11 protein-coding genes are annotated in these 19,964 nt (G+C 44.9%); 8 read left to right on the forward strand and 3 right to left on the reverse strand.

Translation table 11 applies throughout. The features are described 5' to 3' along the window. Positions 1–41 precede the first annotated feature (41 nt). The 3 genes from H6F98_RS13370 (at position 42) to H6F98_RS33510 (ending at position 2,351) form a co-directional block, all read left to right on the forward strand. Positions 42–314 (forward strand): 2TM domain-containing protein, encoded by a 273-nt coding sequence (locus H6F98_RS13370; protein ID WP_192219179.1) that lies wholly within the window; start codon positions 42–44, stop codon positions 312–314. 56 nt (positions 315–370) lie between these two features. Beyond that, a complete protein-coding gene (locus H6F98_RS13375; protein WP_192219180.1) occupies positions 371–679 on the forward strand; it encodes a DUF3181 family protein in 309 nt (102 codons plus the stop codon). A gap of 355 nt (positions 680–1,034) precedes the next feature. After that, positions 1,035–2,351 (forward strand): DnaJ domain-containing protein, encoded by a 1,317-nt coding sequence (locus tag H6F98_RS33510; RefSeq protein WP_242058516.1) that lies wholly within the window; start codon positions 1,035–1,037, stop codon positions 2,349–2,351. A 13-nt stretch (positions 2,352–2,364) separates the two neighbouring features. Here the strand turns inward: H6F98_RS33510 and H6F98_RS13385 are convergent, their stop codons facing one another. Continuing rightward, the gene (locus tag H6F98_RS13385; RefSeq protein WP_192219181.1) at positions 2,365–6,861 is read right to left on the reverse strand and encodes a response regulator; all 4,497 of its coding nucleotides are present in this window, start codon (positions 6,859–6,861) and stop codon (positions 2,365–2,367) included. A 213-nt stretch (positions 6,862–7,074) separates the two neighbouring features. Next, positions 7,075–8,673 (reverse strand): murein biosynthesis integral membrane protein MurJ, encoded by a 1,599-nt coding sequence (murJ, locus tag H6F98_RS13390; RefSeq protein ID WP_192219182.1) that lies wholly within the window; start codon positions 8,671–8,673, stop codon positions 7,075–7,077. Positions 8,674–8,966: 293 nt separating this feature from the next. Here murJ and H6F98_RS13395 point away from each other — a divergent pair, with 293 nt between their 5' ends. The 5 genes from H6F98_RS13395 to H6F98_RS13415 all read left to right on the forward strand — a co-directional run bounded on the left by H6F98_RS13395 (position 8,967) and on the right by H6F98_RS13415 (position 18,054). After that, complete coding sequence (locus H6F98_RS13395) at positions 8,967–10,301, forward strand: RNA-guided endonuclease TnpB family protein (protein ID WP_192219183.1); 1,335 nt, start codon at positions 8,967–8,969, stop codon at positions 10,299–10,301. Between the two features lie 255 nt (positions 10,302–10,556). Beyond that, positions 10,557–14,576 carry a PAS domain-containing protein gene (locus tag H6F98_RS13400; RefSeq protein ID WP_192219184.1) on the forward strand — a complete coding sequence of 1,340 codons (4,020 nt, stop codon included), beginning with the start codon at positions 10,557–10,559 and terminating at the stop codon, positions 14,574–14,576. Between the two features lie 374 nt (positions 14,577–14,950). Beyond that, a complete protein-coding gene (locus H6F98_RS13405; RefSeq protein ID WP_192219185.1) occupies positions 14,951–16,153 on the forward strand; it encodes a DUF3095 domain-containing protein in 1,203 nt (400 codons plus the stop codon). Positions 16,154–16,407: 254 nt separating this feature from the next. Beyond that, positions 16,408–17,076, forward strand: a complete 669-nt coding sequence (locus H6F98_RS13410; RefSeq protein WP_192219186.1) for a hypothetical protein — start codon at positions 16,408–16,410, stop codon at positions 17,074–17,076. 33 nt (positions 17,077–17,109) lie between these two features. After that, the gene (locus H6F98_RS13415; protein ID WP_192219187.1) at positions 17,110–18,054 is read left to right on the forward strand and encodes an NAD(+) kinase; all 945 of its coding nucleotides are present in this window, start codon (positions 17,110–17,112) and stop codon (positions 18,052–18,054) included. A 123-nt stretch (positions 18,055–18,177) separates the two neighbouring features. Here the strand turns inward: H6F98_RS13415 and H6F98_RS13420 are convergent, their stop codons facing one another. Continuing rightward, on the reverse strand, positions 18,178–19,110 hold the full coding sequence (locus H6F98_RS13420) for a phytanoyl-CoA dioxygenase family protein (RefSeq protein ID WP_192219188.1): 933 nt from the start codon (positions 19,108–19,110) through the stop codon (positions 18,178–18,180). Positions 19,111–19,964 lie beyond the last annotated feature (854 nt).

Below are 19,964 nucleotides of genomic sequence, written 5' to 3' on the forward strand. Positions count from 1 at the left end.
GACCCAATAACGAACAACTGACAACTGACAACCATCTATCTATGCCTCCTCGTTGGCCCCGTAAACCTGATCGGAGTGACCCCAGCTACCGCCGTCTAGATGACCGGATGAACTTTGCCGTACATGTTGCCCTGTTTGCGGCTTGTAATTCCGGTATTTGGTTCTTTAGAACTCTACAGTATGCTGACTGGCGTTGGGCGTACTTAATCACTGGACTTTGGGCAGGGATTTTGATCGGACACGCCATTTATATCTTTGCGATCGCAGATTATTCTCCCTTGGCTGCCAAAGATCCTTCCACAAAATCCTCTTAATCACAAACTGGCGTAACCTAACGCCAGCGACTCAACTAAACACTTATTAAATCGCTATGGCTAGTTCAAACACCACTGAAGCAATTGAAGCCCTCGCGGCGGAAATTGGCGAAAACATTTACATTGATGTCGCCAAGTGGCACCTCTACTTGCGGGATGCTCATCTCCATACCACTTTGGCTGAACAAATTTATCCTCTGCTGACTAACAAGAATTTGTCAGAAGATCAAGTGCAACAAATCCTCCAACGTATTCCTGTCAAATTAGGGGGTGGTAAACGGGAAGTCCCCTTAGCTGATTTGCTACCCATGCAGTGCCAGGTGAATTTGATGGATTTGCTCGAAGAGTATCAAGATTCTCTATAAATTATTAGAAAGATTGTGTTCGTTTAATTTTGTCTTCCTCACTGCTGCCTAATCTTCCCCTTTCAGCTTTCCCCTGACTTTGAGCAAGAACTCGATTGAACAGAAGCTCTCTTGAGGTGGACAACGCTGGTGAGCTTCTGTAAAGATAAAATTAGGCTCTTGCTCACTTGAGATACTGCTTAGGTTGCAGCTTCTTTACCTACATTCGCTGTGAAAACGTTGTTAAAGCCCTTTGATATCCTTGCTCGAAATCAATTCGGTATTCTACTCTCTTGTATGCCCCGCTAGTCAATACTAAGCGGGGTTTCTCTATGAAGGTAGTCTAAGCCGATGTGGAAGTGCCTGGGGGGTTGTGATGAAAAAACACTATCTGACAAAGAATGAATACGGTTGCCGCTGTACAATTTGCCGCTGGCAATGGCGTGAACCTCCCATAAGCCCTTGTCCAGGCGTTCCCCGCTTTGGTCGGTGGGGGGATATCCCAGACCCCTTAAAGACAGTCGGGCAACTTTTCCAGGCAGGATTGAAACCAAGGGATACAGGCGATCCAGATGGGTGTTTTCAAACAAAAAACGATAAGCGTCCGCGTTATTGGCTTTATGACGAACGGCAGGCTGTCCCCAAGCACAAGCGTACTGTGACAACGACAGAATCGTTAACACAAGAAAGAGCGATCGCATCTGAAGCCAAACGACTCTGGGAAGCGGGAGAGATTTATACCCAAGTTCACCGAGATGTGGCGATTGAAGCTATCCCACTGGTGCGGAACAAGTTTATTGGGTTCAGAGGTAGGGCACGAGTCGGCGATCTTCCGGGTGAATTTAGTGCGATCGATCTGGAAACGAATCTGAGCTTACCGACTCATCTCGAAGCGATTCAAATCACTAAGAAATTTGTTGATCAGCTCTTGCAAAATGGTATCCCCAATCAGACCTTAGATCGAGACAATTTCCATGAGTACCTGCGTCAGTGGGGTGGTGGCTTTATCCGGATGCAAGATTCAGGAGCAGGATTTTATATTCGCGTCAATTACTTCTACAAAATCTTAAGCTTGTCTGAGCTAGGTGTGGAGCCGCCGACAATTGATCGGAAAATGACGTTGCTGGAAACTTATGCAAGTTTGCTAGCAAAGCCAAATATTCACTACTGGTCATGGTCAGATCATCCTGAATCACAGCAGGTTTGTCCTGAACTGAGTCTACTTTTGACCTTACCAGAACCCGATGATTTCGCACGTTTAGTGCTACAAGCACTACCAGATGGCAAGAACCCATTCTTCATGCCAGAACGAAAATCTAGAGTCCCAACGTTGACCTTTGGAGAATTCTCTAAAAGAGGTCGCCTTGCTGATCGAAACGATAAATATATGCTCCGGCAAGCTTTTATTGAGTGGCATGAGGTAGCTGAATTAAGGTTGGGTATCAATCGTCTCAAGCTCATCTATCGGGTTGTCTATGGTGTGTCTTGGGAGTTAATTCAGGAAATCCTGATTCCTAACTCTGGAGAATGGTGGGAAGTTTTAGGCGTTAAACCAAACGCAGACAAAGATGAGGTCAAAAAAGCTTATCGCCGTCTAGTGGGACTGTATCATCCGGATATCAATAAGAGTGTCGATGCTCACGAAAGAGCGGTAGCGATTAATCGCGCTTATGAGCAGTTCCAGCAGCAGTGACACTGGCGGTAGTTCAAGCTTCCTGACACTCTAGTTGCAAAGCAGTCTTGACTCGTTCATACTCTGACTGAACCTGCGTTATGATTTCTCGTGCCCCTACTGTCGTTCCAGTCTGTCCCAACATTTCCAGTTGTTCACAAAGATTTGAGAGGTTCATTGCACCCAAGGAAGCACTGCTCGACTTGAGGGTGTGAGCCGCTTCTTGCATTTGTGCTGGATTGATTTGGGTCACAGCCTCGTCCATCGCTGCCAGTAGTGATGGTGCATCTTCTAGGTAAAGCTCGATTAATTGCACCAGAAACTGATTGCCATCCGAACCTAGGGTAGCCCGAAAATCTCGTAGTACCAAAGTGTCAATCGCCTCCTCTAGCACAGGGACGGGTTCTGGATTCTTCACACGAGGCTGTGACTCGCTTAAGGAGCGGATTAGCTCGTCTACCCGGATTGGTTTGCTAATATAGTCGTTCATCCCGACAGCGATACACTTGTCACGATCGCCTTGCATCGCATTAGCAGTCATCGCGATAATCCAAGGGCGACGCTCGCGTAACCATTCTTTACAGATGCGTTGTGTAGCAATCAATCCGTCCATTTCTGGCATATGAACATCCATGAACACAACGTCATAGTGCTGACGACGCAAAGCAGCGATCGCTTCTAGTCCGTTACCCGCGACATCAGCCCGATATCCCATCCGTCCCAACAACTGTAGGGCTAACTGTTGGTTCACCTTGTTATCCTCAGCAACCAAAATCTTTCTTGGTAACCGTTGAGCCATTGTCGGGTCAAGTTGCTGGCGTTGAGGGTAAGATTGATTCACCTTAATCGGCTGTCCGCTCAGGCTTTGAGTTAAGACATTGTAAAGCTGGGATTGCTTGATTGGCTTGTTTAAGAATGCCGCCAATTCTGCCTCGGCTATCTGAGAGGGTGCCTCTGGCTTCCCCATTGAGGTCAACATGACTAGGGGCAATTGCTGACAACTAGACTGCTTGCGGATTTGAGTGGCTAAAGTCAGACCATCCATTTCAGGCATCTGCATATCCAGAATCGCAATATCAAATTTTTCTCCTTGAGAGAGGTATTCTAGAGCTTCAGAACCTGACTGAGCGGCCTGGACGACCATGCCCCACGATTGCGCTTGCAGGGTCAGAATTTGTCGGTTAGTGGCGTTATCATCCACAATCAGCAGTCGCTTTCCAGCTAAGTGAGGCGGTTGTAGTGGTTGCTCAACCTGTAGTGAACGGGGAACTGACTCAGCAACGATTGTGAAATAAAAGGTAGAGCCTGCCGATTTGGGATTTTGGATTTGAGAGCTTAGATGATGAGGTTGCTCGTTAGTACTAGCAAGCTCTAGATGTTTGTCAGCCTTCCTCAATCTAAAATCTACTGGCGGATTTCCGCCTAATACTCCCTGACTCTCAACCCACATCCTGCCGCCCATCATTTCGCTAAGGCGTTGGCTTATTACTAAACCTAGACCTGTACCTCCATACTGGCGAGTCGTTGAGGCATCAACCTGACTAAAAGACTTGAACAGACGATCGAGGCGGTCTGGTGCAATGCCGATTCCCGTATCCTTGACAGCAAAGCAGATTTCGTATTTTTCTCCGTTGTCCGTTGCAACTGCCGAAATAGAAACCAAGACTTCCCCAGATGGGGTAAATTTAACGGCATTCCCAATTAAATTGACCAGAATTTGCCGTAGCCGGGTGACATCTCCCACAATCCAGTTTGGGGTACTAGGCTGGATCAGGTAGGCTAATTCCAGTTTTTTCTCGGCTGCATTGGTCGCTAGTAGGTCTAGGGATTCTTCAATACAGGTTCGTAACTCAAAGGGTTGTTCCTCCAATTCCAGCTTGCCGGACTCAATTTTGGAGAAGTCCAGAATATCGTTGATGATGGTCAGTAGTGCCTCACCGCTACTGCGAATCGTTTCAGCAAAGTCTCGTTGCTGGGAGGTCAACCCGGTGTCGAGCAAGAGTCCCGTCATGCCAATCACCCCATTCATCGGGGTGCGAATTTCGTGGCTCATGATTGCCAAGAATTCACTTTTGGCTTTAGTGGCGGATTCTGCTGCGTGTCTTGCTTGCTCTAGGGCGAGGTTTTGCTTAGTTAGTTGTTCTCGTTGCTGAGTTTCTTGCTCTAGGAGACGAGCTTGGGCGACAGCAATCCCTACTTGATCGGCAACAGCTTCGAGTAGCTCGATTTCAGCATCATGCCATTGACGGTATGAATCACACTGTTGCAGGGCAATAATTCCATTCGGTTGCCCTTGATAGGAAGTGCGAATGGTCAACATGGATTTCAGCCCAATCTGGTGGCACAGATCTAAAGCCTCTTGCAGCAAGGGTTCGGCATCAACATTAGGAGACGCGATCGCCCGATCTTGTGCCAGCAATGCCTCAAGGTAGAGGTTGTTAGCTATTGGGGCTTGAAAGTTACGAACGGATTCATATCCAGGCTCCAAATACTCAGCAATAAAGAGAATTTTTGGAGTTGAGTCGGTAATATAGGTCTGAATCACACAGCGATTTACTCCAAAGGCTTGACCAATTTGCGTCGCTGTTGTTTGAAAAATTTGCTCGGTATCTAAGCTTTGACGAATCTCTTGAGTGATTTGTTTGAGCAGTAAAGTTCGCTGGAATTGCCGTTCTAGGGCGGCATTAGATTGCCGACGTTCAATCTCATTGCCAATCCACTGAGCCATTAATCTCAAAACTTGGCGATCGCTTGCCTTAAAAGGTGTGGAGCGTCGATTGAGACTGTAAAAGCAGAGAATACCGTAAGGCTGCCCTTCTACCATCACCCGGACACCAGCGTAGGCTTCTATCTTGAACCTTTCGTAGCAAGTATGATTGCTCCACGGGGAGTCTATCGCCGACTCAAAACTAATCGGTTCAGTTGAATGGAATGTTTCATAACAGAAGAGCTGCTCTAACTCAAGAACATCTCCCTGCTTAATTTGAACAACAGACTTGGGAGGCACTTGTGCTGCAATCACCTCGTAATGATCGCCTTGGACTTGACCTAGGACACCAATATCAAGCTGAAACTGCCGCCGTCCCATTGCTAAAAGTCCCTGCAAACGCTGCTCAAAGCTAAGCTTGGGAGATGAAGCGACTTTATAGAGCGCTCGGATTGCAGCTTCTCCTTCTCGGAGTTCCTTCTCTATCTGCTTGCGATCGGTGATATTAGTGGCAACACCTAAGACGGCTGGCACGTCTGAATCACCAACAAGGAAAGGAATTTTTATGGTTTGAAGGACGTTGACATTCCCTTGAGGGTCTGTTAGAGATTCTTCAGGAATATGTTTGGGCTGTCCGCTGTTGATAACTTGCAAGTCAGCTTCCCGAAATTGGCGAACTTCCTCAGGCGATTGTGCAAAATCTTCATCCTTGTGAGTCAGTATCTCTTCAACTGAGGTGCCGTAAGCCCTTGCCATTGCCTGATTAGCGAGAATAAACTGTCCGTCTTTGTTCTTGGCAAAAATCAGATGAGGGACGAGATCGATCACTTGACGCAGTTTCCGCTCACTCTCTTGCAGTGCTTCTGTCGCTACTCTTTGTTCTACTAAAAGGTGCTTGACCTTAAGAATAAGTTGGTTAAAGGACGTTGCTAAGACACCCACTTCACCTTTAGTAGTCACAAATGCTTGCAAGTCAAAATTCGCTTCCGTAGATGCTTTCTGGGCGACATTAGTTATAACTTTAATGGGTTGAGCGATCGCACGGCTGGTGTAGATGCCTAAAAGAATAGCCGTCACAACGGATAAGAGTAAGCTGGCGACAATAATTTCAAATCGCAGCGCCTCAGCCGCTATTAAGTTGGCTTGTGCCTCTTTACTTTCCTGATAAGCGCCATCAATGACTACCTCTAGGTCATCTCCGAGAGCATCAAACTTGAGCGCAACAGAACCATTGGTGAAATTTAGAAGTAGGTTTCTCGCTTCCTCACGCTTTTCTAAATTTACATAAAGCGGATCGATTTTTCTTAATAGTTCATTTACCTGTTGAAAATATACTTTTGGTACATCTTCATAAGTTTGGATAAAGCTTGGTATATCATGACGATGGTTTGCTAGTTGAGAGTAATCCTGACTCTTGATATAAGATTTAATTTCAAAGAAAACTCGCTCAATTTCACGGGAATGTTCCAAAAAATGAGAGTATTCTGCTCGCAATAGTTCGGGATTCTCTGTCAAAGGAATAAACTGTTGTTGATGCGATCGCGCCTTTAGCACACCAGCTTCCAAACGATGGAGAAGAATCAGTTCTTTTTCGGCAATTTCTTTTTGCTGGGTAGCCTGTTGCTGGTAGTAACCTCCAAACACGAATCCGGCAGAGGTTCCTCCCAAGGCAACACTAAGAACAAGCGCATACCCACAGCTAATCTTGGTACCAATACTGAGACGCTGAGTTAGCTGTTTAAGCCAGCCTAAGGGACTAGATCGAAGCCCTAATGTATCACTTGAAGATGGCTGAACGATTCTTGAGTCAGGCTGGTTGGTCATTTTTGCCTACAGAGAGAAACAAATTGGCAACAATTTACAAATGCTCATAGGGAGTTGCTTCCTAACGTACTACTTTAATCAAAAAAGCAACAGGCGATAGGCTGTTGCCTATCACCCTTATCAAAGAATGAAAATTCCTCTCTTCTACCACCTACCACCTATTTTCTAGATAGATGTAATTTGAATGCACATCAGCTTGGTTGTCGCCAAGAATCAACGAACAAACTTCTGGCGGATACGGGAGACAATAATATCTACCTCTGGTAATTTTAGCTGAGCAGCAAATAGGGCAAAGACGCTCAAACCGACTAGCGCGGCTGAACTCAACTGTAATAGTTGTAGCAATAAAGTCTGAGTACTCCAAAGGTGTTGGAAGCCCCAACTGACACCCCAACTGGCTAACCCAGCAAGTACACTTCCAGCCGTTAAACCCAAAAACGGCAAACCCCACTCTCGCCAAGGTAATCCATGTAACTTCCGATCCAAAAACCAAAGCAGTGCGATCGTTGAAGTAACGTTCACTCCTACCGTTGCTAATACTAAACCGGGTGCGCCAAAACGACTGACAAGTAAATAATCCAGTAAAGCATTCAGGAAGATATTCACAATACTGATCCGAAAGGGTGTATTGCCATCTCCCAAAGCGTAAAATACTCGTACCAAGACATCGCGCCCTAAGTAGAAAAACATCCCGATGCCGTAAGCAACGAGTAATGAGGCAACCAGTTGGGACGCTTCAGACTTAAAGGCTCCGCGTTCATAAATCACCCTGACAATTGGTACAGCCAACGCGATCGCTAAAGCACCGAGAGGCAGCATGGTAAGCGCCGTCAAGAATAATCCTTGACGAATCCGCGCCTTAAGTTCAGTCCAATTTTCGGGAGCCGCTAAGCGAGAAAATAAGGGGAACAGGGGTACTAAAATTACATTGGAAATAATTCCCAATGGCGTTTGTACCAACAACCCTGCATAGTTAATCGCCGCTGCCGCCCCTTGAATGGAAGAGGCAAAATATAAATCGGTGTAGAGGTTAATTTGCAACATCCCAGATGAAAGACTCGCTGGCCCCATCACTCTGAGAACTTCATTGACTCCCGGTAATTTCCAGTTGAATCGCAGACGTAACTTGCCCAAACCCGATCGCCACTGGGCACCAAGCTGCACTAACCACTGCAAAACTGCACCAGCCAATGTCCCCCAAGCCAACACCTTGCCACCGAGTAAAACGTTTTCCGGCGCAGTAATACTCTCCCCAAGTCCCAACGCTAAAATTGCAATGCCGCCAATGACAGTAATACTAGAAAATAAAGGGCTAACCGAGGGCAGCCAGTACATATCAGCAGCATTGAGGGTGCCAAAGCCGATACCGATAAAGCCAGCAAGGATAGCCATTGGAGCCATAATCTGAAGCTGTGAAATTGCGATCGCACGGGCTTGCTGACTTAATTCTGGCCCTACCAAGTCGATGAAAAATCCCGCACCCAGAATTAGAAAGATCGAGACAACAAGTAGTATCGCGCCCACAAGCGTAGTAATCGTTTCGACAATCGGAGCGGCTTCTGATTTGTCGCGCTTGGCAAGTACACTAACAATCGCACTGTGAAACGGGCCATTAATGCCACCCAGTAAAATCAACAAAAAGCCAGGAATGACATAGGCAAAACTGTAAGCATCAAAAGCCGGCCCAACCCCAAAGGCAGCCGCGATTACCTGTTGACGCACTAATCCAAATACTTTACTAATCAGCGTGGCAACTGCCACAATCCCGGCAATGCCAGCCAAGGAGCGAGAAGGCTTCTGCGGATTCGACACAAATTGTTAGTACTTTACTTCAGTAACACATCATATGTATTTAATGCTGAGTTGGGTGCTACTCCTCAGGTAAGATGTGCTAAATGAATTCTCATCCTCCCACAGATACGTTAAATTTGAGCTGTCTAGTTCAACAGAACCGCTTACCTCCCCGACTTCAAGACGAGTGAGCGAAAGCGCGAACAAGGTCTCGCGCCGGGGAGGTAAGCGGGAGGCCGTAGGGACGGAGGCATCCAAACCACTTGCCGTATCTTCACGAGAGTATTAATATAGAACCAATTCGTGAAGGTGTTATGCATCAAACCCTAACCGCCAAATTAAAACTAGAAGTCACGGCTGAGCAAAAAGAACAGCTCGCCCGTACTTCTTTGGCATATAGGGAAGCGCTAAATTACACGTCTGGTGTCGCCTACCAGATGGGTAAAACCTATAACGGCACTAAGATTCAGAAAGAAGTTTATTACACACTACGGGAGAAGTTTAAACTCCCGTCGCAGATGGCTTGTAACGTCCCCCGCCAAGTGGGAGCAACATATAAGTCGTTGCGGACAAAACTGAAGCAGAACGAGGAGGCGACTGCATCAGGTCGTACCAAGAAACGGTACAAGGGATTGGATAAACCACCCAAGTATGTTTCTCGTACCTGTACATTAAACTACCAACGCGACTATTCATTTGTTAAAGACCAGAAAGTGAGTGTTGTCACTCTAGATGGTCGAATCAAAGTGAATTACCAAGGTTACTCCAAGCATCTGGAGATGATTGCTTCTGGAGTCGCCAAAATTGGAGCGGCAAAGCTCTGGTACTCGAAACCCACCAAGACTTACTATTTATTGGTAAGCATGGAGGTGGAGGTTCCAGAATTAGCGCCAACCGATATCAATCGAGTTTTGGGCGTAGATGTTGGGCAACGCTATATTGCTGTTGCCGCAGATACCCGAAACAAGACTCAATTTTTCAGTGGCAAGAAAGTGAGACACAAAGCTTCTCGTTATGTCAAAGCGAGGAAGACTTTGCAGCGTAAAGGCACCCGCAGTGCAACCAAGAAATTAGTTGCATTATCTGGACGGGAGAGACGGTTTATCGCTGACACGAATCACTGCATTGCTTCACAAGTTGTAACACCTAACTCCCTAATTGGATTAGAGAATCTAACCCACATCCGAGAGCGGACAAAACCCAAGAAGAAGGGCGAAAAGGCATCCGCCAAACAGCGTCGAGCTAACAGCAACAAGGCTCGTTGGTCATTTGCAGAGCTACACAGCTTTATTGATTACAAAGCTGTGTTGTCTGGAAGTTTAGCTATGAAGGTAGATGCTCATTACACCTCTCAGGCTTGTCCGTGCTGTGGTCACACATCTAAAGAAAATAGACCCAATAAGGGTCTAACCTTTGTGTGTCAGTCGTGTGGTTATACCCTTCACGCCGATCTTGTGGGAGCTAGGAATATTGCACTTAGAGTGTTGCTCTCTCGGCAAGACTGGGAGAGTACGGGGCGTTTTTCAGCCGTCCCTGGTGCGTCGTCGGACGAAGCCAAAGGTGAGCGCCTTTCGAGGTACTCACAATTGAGGTGGACGATAGATGCAATCTCCACCCTCAGCGAAACGGAGCCGTCAGGCGAAGTGTAGCAGGGTGGAGTCGTTGAAGGAATGAACTGACAGGATGTTGTATTACCAAATGCGATCGCGATCATATCGCCAAGCCGAAATAGCTGAGATAGTAACTTAAAAACAAGATAAATAGGACTTTCACAGACTACTCGTTTACATCGTAGTAGTAAGGTGGGCAGTGCCACCCTACAGGTAGAGGTTATGCGTCAGTCCTGACAAAGCTGTAATGCTGTAATACCCAGAAAGCGCCAAAAGTGTTTGGAAAAGCACTACATGAGGAGAAATAGCTTGAACGTGGATACCTTCGTCCGGCAAATACAAGATATGCAACAGCGTCTTGCTCAAATTCGAGGACGCACGAATGAAGCACCGACGCAACAGCAAATCCCCCCTGATACAACTAACTTTCAAGCTGCAAGTGTTGACGAGCCAGCGCCAACGCTAACCTTAACACAGCAACAGCTAGAAATAATGGTGGCAGCATTCCAGGAACTAAGTGCCACCCTTGAAGAACTGCAAACCACTAACGAAGAACTCTCCTCCTCAAACTTAGAGCTACAGCAAACCAATGAGCGCTTTCACTTGGCAACTAATGCCATCAATTGCATTATCTTCGACTGGGATATCAAGAACTGTCTAGTACACAGAACACAGGGACTTGTAAATGTTTTAGGCTATTGTCCTGAAGAAGCGGAACTTAGCCTCAGTTGGTGGACAAGTCGCATCCATCCAGATGATCGACAACGGGTGAGTCAGGAAATTTCTCAGGCTTTGGCGGGTAGTAGAGAGCTTAGTACTGAATATCGGATTTTGAACAAAGATAATCAGTACCTGTATGTCTGGGATAGAGGCGTAATTATTAGAGATGCAGTAGGACAGGCAGTGCGTGTCGTTGGTAATACGCTGAACATTAATCCTCGTAAGCAAGCACAAATCGCCCAGTGCGAGAGCGAAGAACGTTTATCTGCTATTGCTGCCAATATCCCCGGTTCGGTTTATCGAGCTGTGCTGCATCCTGATGGGAGGATGTCTTTACCCTATATCAGCGCTGGAGTGCAAAAACTTACAGGGTTATCGCCAGATGAGCTGATAGAAGCACCGGAGCAATTATTCGCTACAGTTCACCCGGATGATCGATCGCACTTCGAGCAAGTCATGAAATCGGGTTACGAAACGCTTCAGTCAGTTCAGCATGAGTTTCGCATCATCACAACATCAGGTGAAGTGAAATGGATTCAAGATAGTGCTTGCTATTTCCGACGAGAGAATGGTGATGTGGTTGCAGATGGCGTAACACTCGACATTACAGAGCGAAAACATTCAGAACTATTACTACGTGAGAGTGAACAGCGCCTTCTAACAATTTTAGATAGCTCACCCACCAACGTTTATTTAAAAGATTTGCAAGGAAAATACCTGCTGTTTAATCAGGAATGCGAAAAAACACTACGCCTCAAGCGAGAGCAGGTAATTGGCAAAACGGACGATGAAATTTTACCAGAAGCGATCGCTCACTCCTTAGTCACTAATGATCAAGAGGTACTTAGAACCCTAACGCCTCTAACAAGAGAGGAAATACTACCTGGGGAGGCGGGTATCCAAACCTTTATTAGCGTGAAATTTCCACTGCTTGATACGGCTGGTGTTCCTTATGCAATTTGTGGGATGTCCACTGATATTAGCGATCGCAAAAAGGCAGAACAAGCTCTACAACAACTCAATCAAGAGCTAGAAGAGCGAGTTAAAGAACGAACTGAATCTCTAGAACAGAGAAATCAGCAACTCCTGAGTAAGATAGCCGAACATCAACAAACCCTTGAGGCATTAGGGCAGAGTGAACAACGGTTCTCACAACTTGTAGCGAATGTGCCAGGAATAATCTACCAATTCCTCCGGCGCACTGATGGCTCAATGTCTTTCCCATACATCAGTTCTGGATGTCGTGAAATTTTTGAATTAGAGCCTGAATTGATTGAAGACGATGCAATGGCTCTAATTAAATTGATTCACCCAGATGACAGTGTAAGTTTTGAGGAGTCTGTTGTTACATCCATTGCAACCTTGCAGCCTTGGAAGTGGGAAGGACGGTTTCTTACAGCTTTAGGAAAACTCATCTGGCTATCTGGTGCTTCTCGTCCCCAGCAACAAGCAAACGGAGATATTCTTTGGGATGGCTTGTTGATGGATATTACTGAGCGTAAGCACACTGAAGGGGCATTACGTCAGAGTGAGGAGCGCTTCCACCAGATTACAGAAAATATTAATCAAGTTTTCTGGATCATTACTCCAGATTTGAGCCAGACACTCTACGTGAGTCCTGCTTATGAAAAAATTTGGGGTAAAAGCTGCGCTTCGCTGTACGAAAATCCTAGATCTTGGACAGCCAGCGTCTATCCAGAGGATCGGGAGTATTTAACGAATAGTCTTGAGAGACAACTTCGGGAAGAATACGACATTGAGTATCGAATTGTACAACCGAATGGAGCAATTCGTTGGATACGCGATCGCGGTTTTCCAGTTTGGGATGAGACAGGGAAAATTCAACGACTTGTCGGGTTTGCTGAGGATATCACTGAGCGTAAGCAAGTTGATGAAGCTCTCTCAACTAGCAAAGAACGCTTCCGTACTGCCGTCGAGACGATGCTCGATTGTTTTGGGATTTATACAAGCATTCGTGACGAATCAGGACAAATCCAAGATTTCCGAACCGAATATCTCAATCCCGCTGCTTGTGAAAGTGACAGGGTAGTGATGGAAGAGGTAATTGGCAAAAGGCTTTGTGAGTTGCTTCCCAATCACCGCGAATCAGGATTGTTTGACGAGTACGCAACAGTAGTAGAAACAGGCAACCCGTTAATCAAGGAAGATTTAATTTATGAAGACACTTATGGAGAAGCGAAACTAAGTAGAGCTTACGATGTCCGGATTGCTAAACTTGGTGACGGTTTTGCCGCTGTCTGGCGAGATATTACAGAGCGTAAACAGGCAGATGATGCTTTGCGAGAGAGTGAAGAGCGGTTCCGTCAACTAGCGGAAAATATTAATCAAGTCTTCTGGATGGGTTCTCTTCAACCGTTGAAAATCGTTTACGTCAGTCCAGCTTATGAAGTGATTTGGGAGCGTACTTGCGAAAGCTTATATCAAGAGCCAAGGTCTTGGTTAGATGCCGTTCATCCACAGGATTACGATTACGTTGTTGCGGCTGTTCAGAAACAGGCTGAAGGAAATTATGACATCGAGTATCGAATTATAAGGTCTGATGGGTCAATTCGTTGGATACGCGATCGCGTAATTCCTATACGTGATGAACAAGGGTTAGTTTACCGATTGGCTGGCATTGCCGAAGACATTACAGAGCAAAAACAGAGGGCAGTGGAAATTAGCAACGCCCTCCAAAAAGAACGGGAACTCGGTGAACTCAAATCAAGCTTCGTTGCAATGACAAGTCATGAGTTTCGTACTCCTCTAGCAACCATTCAATCCTCGGCTGAACTATTAGAACGCTATCAACAAAAGTTATCAGCCGACAAACAAGTAATACATCTCAAACGTATTCAAACGGCTGTTGAACGCATGACTCAGATGTTGAATGATATTCTGATCATCTCCGAAGTCGAAGCTGGAAAACAGGAATTCAACCCACAACCGCTGAACTTAGTAAAATTTTGTCGCGATTTGGTAGAAGACCTACAACTTTCAGCAAAAAAACAACAGCTAATCATCTTCACTCATCAAGGGGACTGTCAAGAACAAGACGCAGCTTCTCCAGAAAGTAAAGACTTAAATAACGTTCAACACGAAAAGGCAGATAGTAGAAGGCAGATGGCAGAAGGGATTTATCCTGAAGCGGATAGCACGAACATAAGAGCGACGGATTCGGAGCAATGGATTCAATCCCCTTCTGCTCAGAACATAAAGCCCTCTGCCTCCCTTCTTCTGCCTTCTCGTGAATATCGACTTGATGAAAAATTGCTACGACAGATTCTTAGCAATTTACTTTCAAATGCCCTGAAATATTCTCCTGCTGATAGCACCGTTCAGTTTAATCTTTCATTCCTGGACAACAAAGCAATCTTCCGAATTGAAGACCAAGGTATTGGGATTCCGCAGGAAGACCTATCCCGCTTATTTGAATCGTTCCATCGGGCTACCAATGTTGGAACAATTCAAGGTACAGGGTTAGGTTTAGCGATTGTCAAACAGTGCGTGAACTTGCACGGAGGAGAAATCACTGTTGAGAGTGAAGTGAATCAAGGTACTACATTCACGGTAAGACTACCTTTAAATCACTAAACATCAATATCTGTTGTTTTCTGAATTAAAACTTAGTAAAAGAAAATTAGTGACTTCTCCGGATAAGGTAACTTAACATTAGATAGTTGGTAGTGATGCTAAATTCATTTCAGTAAGAGTGCTTCACCTTGAAGGCGCTATAGCGTAGCGCTAGCCTAGCCCTTGTCAAAGGCTAGAGTAGACACTTCGTTGTGACAAACGCTAGGGTAATGGCTGTGAGAATTATCAATTGAGCGCTTCAAAGGGAATCTTAGGCGAAAAACAGTTAGCCTAAATCTACAAGTTGAATGGGTTTATTGCTTATTCCTGTTTCTATTTATCAAAGGGTGTCCAGTAATGATAAAAGCTATTCACGTAGAATTAGCCCTAAAAGAATGGATACTGAATCTTTCTACGCAGAGCTACCTGTTTTAGATAACTTCCTGGATATTACTACTTCCAAAAATTTTAAATCTGTACCCAACGATTGGTATGTAATAATTACTGACATTATTGGTTCTACTAAAGCAATAGAATCAGGAAAATATAAAGCTGTCAACCTGATTGGAGCTTGTTCTATCGTTGCGGTCTTAAATATAGCTAAAAACCTAAAAATTCCCTTTATATTCGGTGGTGATGGTGCAGCAATCTTGATTCCACCTTCCCTATTTATTAAAAGCAAATATGCTCTTTTAGCAACACGTCATCGGGCAAAACTAGAATTTAATATGGATTTGCGGGTAGGAGCAGTTCCTGTTGTAGATTTGCTCAAAGCAAACTATGAAATCAAAGTCGCTAAACTGAGAGTTTCTGAAAACTATTACCAAGCTGCTTTTACGGGCGACGGTTTGAGCTACGCTACTCAATTGATCAAACACCCAGAAACAGCTAGTCTTTACAACTACTATGAACCTCCCGATCCGAATATAAAAGTAGATTTCTCTGGTTTAGAATGTCGTTGGCAGGATATTCCCAGCAAACACGCAGAAACTGTGAGTTTAATTGTTAAAGCCATATCTGAAGATAACGAAGTCAACAATAAAGTTTATCGAGAAGTTATCAAAAAAATTCAAGCCATATATGGCAGAGAAGAGACTTTACATCCAATTGCAAAAAAATACCTTAAGCTTGCTTTTAGTTATAATTACTTAGAAGCAGAAACTAGACTAAGGGCGAAAAGTAATAATTTCTGGCATCAACTAATTTACTTTCAAAAAATAAGATTAGAGAACATCTTGGGTTGGATTTTGATGACGTTTAAAGTTCAGTTACAAGATGTTGATTGGGGATTTTATAAGGAAGGTGTTCTTGCTGCAACGGATTATAAAAAGTTTGATGATATGTTACGAATGATTATTTCTGGAAACCAGGAGCAACGAGAAAAATTGGTCAGCTATTTGGAGAAAAAATACAGAAATGGCAATTTGGTGTATGGGCTACACTCTTCAGATCGGGTACTAATGACCTGTCTCGTATTTGAGCGTAATGGACGCCAAGTACATTTTGTTGATGGTGCAGATGGTGGCTATGCCACAGCGGCTAAGTCGATGAAGCAACGCATCAACAGCAAGCAACCATCTACGGGTGTATTCTTGTGATTGAGAATTGGATTTATCGTTTAAGCTACCTTACACCTGAGGGATGATTCAGGTCAATAACCCGGAACCCCTTTGGGTTGGTATCAACACCGCGCTTCCAAATCGAATTATCAAGTTAGCTTGGAGCAAAAGCGATTTCCTGAGTTAGCCAATTTGCTTCAACGATAGTGTCACAAGGACGAAAACCTTAAAAATTTGGGTGTGATATAACCCAGATAGCCTAAAAGGGCTTAAACCAAAAGGACTCCTTACTAATGACCCAGCAAATCCGGGGAATGTTTGTTTGTCTGTTACTGTTGAGTACCATTGTTGGCTGCGGGAAGACAACGCCTGAGGCGACCACAACACCTCAAAGCAATCAAGGGAGGACAACATCTCAATCACAGACAGCCCCTCAAGACGGCTGGAAAGAAATTGCTGGACAAGGAGTTACGTTGTCGCTACCCGCTAACTATGAGGGCGGCAACCCTAGTACTGACATTGATGAAATTACTCAAAAGTTAAAAGCGATCGCACCTAGTTATGCTCAAGGTATGGAGGTGATTAAACAAAACCCGGAGGCGATCGCGTTACTCGCCTTTGACCCGCAAAGTGGTAAATCGGGATTTCTGACGAACGTCAACATTACCAAGGAAGACGTTCCTCAGGACGTGACGGTTGAACAATACCTGAAAGCGGCTAGCCAACAGATTGCTAATCAGTATAAGGTTCTAGAGCAAAAGGTCGTGCCTCTCGATCAGTATCAAGCTGGACGAATTATGGCAGAAGCGAAGGCTGGAGAAATAACCATTAAACAGCTATTCTATGCTGTAAAAAATGACACGAAGTTTTGGTTGGTAATGTATTCCACAACTAGCGCTGAATTTGACCAGCGTTTGCCCAATTTTGAACAAAGCATTCGTACCTTTAAAGTTTCTCAATAGGATAGAAAACAGGGGGTTAGGGATGAGGTCAACGTGCAGCTAAAGCAGGTCATCATTGTTCACAAAGCCGGAGATTCCCAAGGTCGCGCTTGGGCCGAAAAATGCGCTCGGCAACTAGAAAAACGTCAGTGCCACGTTTTAATCGGACCGAGTGGCGCAAAGGATAATCCTTACCCAGTTTTTTTAGCCTCTGCCATGGATCAGATTGATTTGGCGATTGTTCTGGGTGGTGACGGCACAGCACTCGCTGCCGCAAGACATCTTGCACCAGAAGGAATCCCAATCTTAGCCGTGAATGTCGGGGGACATCTGGGATTTTTGACAGAACCGCTAGAGAAATTTACAGACACTGAACTTGTTTGGGATCGACTCCAGGAAGACCGTTATGCACTCCAACGGCGGATGATGGTGCAAGCGACTGTATTTGAGGGCGATCCACGTAGTGCAAGATCTACTTCACCCACCAATCTGGAACCTGTAAGCGATCGCTTCCTCGCACTCAATGAAATGTGCATCAAACCCGCCTCCGCTGATCGCATGATTACCTCTTTTCTTGAGATGGAAATCGATGGGGAAGTTGTCGATCAGTATCAGGGAGATGGGCTAATTATCGCTACCCCTACTGGCTCGACTTGCTACACCATTTCTGCCAATGGACCAATTTTGCACGATGGGATGGAAGCCCTCATCGTAACGCCGATTTGCCCCTTAAGCCTCTCTAGCCGTCCAATAGTCTTACCTGCTGGTTCCGTCGTCAGTGTCTGGCCGTTGGCTGACTATGAGTTGAATACAAAACTTTGGATGGATGGTGTCCTGGCAACCTCCATCTGGCCCGGACAACGAGTAGATGTTCGGATGGCGAATTGCTACGCAAAGTTTATTATCTTGCGAGAAAGCTATTCCTATTACCAAACATTACGGGAAAAGCTGCAATGGGCTGGTGCAAGAATCCATTACAGCAACAATCATCGCAACTAAGGAGTTCAGGAGTTCAGGAGTTCAGGAGTTCGGAGTTCAGTCCTTTTTAAGGTTGGGTTGTGTGCCTCAACCCAACCTACGTTATTCAAGATGTAACCAAAAGGCACATCAGCTTAGAACGTTCTAATCGAGTTCTCTAATTTCGCCATAGCTGTTCATGGAATACTCAATCTGCAACAGCAAGCGTTCTTTACTCGTTGGCAACGTCCCTTTGTGGAAGCAGGTCGAATCCTCCGCAAAACCTAAACCGGCTGCTCCACAAATCGTTACCACCTTATCTGCACCATAGCAAGAAACAATCTCTTGGTCATCCTTACTCGCACAGCGCAAACCTAGCAGTTGGTGGAGAAACTTCTTATTCTTGTGAGTGCCCCGAATCAAGATATGAGGACCTGCTGAAAGATCGACATCTGTTAAATAAAAGAAAAACTTGATGAACCGATAGTCATCTAGGTCATAGTGATACACCTGCGCCGCCTTTAGCTGATCATTGAGTGTGGCTTCTACCGGAAAACTCCACCACAACTCTGTCGCCATGTGTACCGGAGGCGCACCTAAAAACTTCGCTGCGATCGCGAGCAACGTTGGGTCAGTTTCTAGACGCTTAACCACCTCACACTTTTTCAAGTTGTGCAAATAGCTTCCTAAACGAATTTGTTGACCCAACTCTGCTTGGGCTTTTTCTTTCTCAGGGTAATAAAAGCCGAGTTTCGAGTCTCGATTAGCAAAGCAAAGTGTTGAGTTAGCAAAATCCCGAATTTCCTTCACAACGCTGGGAGGAAGATTAACCCCCGTGCCATAACTATCCGTGTTCAAACCAGATACTACCGCATCCACATCGACATTTTGAAATACGGTAGGCTGTGCCTGACTTAGTTGATAGGTATTCTCTGCTCGTTGGAAAAATAAACTAATGGCATTGCGAATTAGCTCAAACCGACCAATTTTACGCAACCAAAACAATCCCGGCTTTTCTACAAGACACTGATAGTTTTTCTTGCAGTAATCAGAGAGCTTCGATAAGAAATTGGGATATGTTTGAACTACAGTCGTCATTTGTTTTGAACTTCCTTCCATTTATTCACGTGTTAGCAAGCAACTCACCACAATTCAACAGAAGCGCTTGAACCGCTTCTGCTACATAGCTGAATGTTGCTTTCGATAAGCCTTAACTTTCCGTACTGACTACTACATGCTCTTAGACTCAAGTGCAAACAATCGTTGACAACAAACGGGTAGGGCTTACGTGTTAGTTATTAAGCTCTTTGAACCTCTTGTTCATCATAATCTAGAGGTAGAAGCATCTGCCAATAGATAGACATTTATTTTACTTATTCTTTATAACTATTTTATTTCTTCGAGGAAATGATAAAGTTTTGAAGCTTTATTATTATCAAAGATTAAAAATAGCTGAATAAGTGGTTGGATAGTTCAGCCATAGCACCCCAGCCTTATAAGGAGATTGAGTTTTTGATACGGCAAGCATGGTATCCACATCTTGCTAAGACTTAAAAGTGCCGTAGCGCTGATTATAATTCATAGGTTTTTCTCCTATTTTGGATAAAACCTCATCTAAACTTCTCTTTAATTTTCCTTTTTTTCTGACCCTGCTGCCTCCGCAAAATCACTTAAATTATGTACGATAACTGGCTGGTCTTAAAAGTCTGTCTTTTCGACTAACAACAGCATTCTGTAAAGAATATTCCCTTTACAAAATACATGAGGGCAACCTCAGTGCAGCATTGCGGAAATCACTATGCCGTTGAAATCCCCTCATCTGCTGCAATGAACTGCTTACGGGACTTAGACAAAAATTAAGCCCAAATAAACCCTAAACTGGCTTTGTAAGCAGCAAACACGTCACGATTTAGGTTCAACCAATCAAAAAATCGAAAAGACATAGCTGTTCT

Origin of the sequence: Microcoleus sp. FACHB-SPT15 (assembly GCF_014849525.1) — a bacterium.
Taxonomy (GTDB): Bacteria; Cyanobacteriota; Cyanobacteriia; order Cyanobacteriales; family Coleofasciculaceae; genus Symplocastrum; species Symplocastrum torsivum.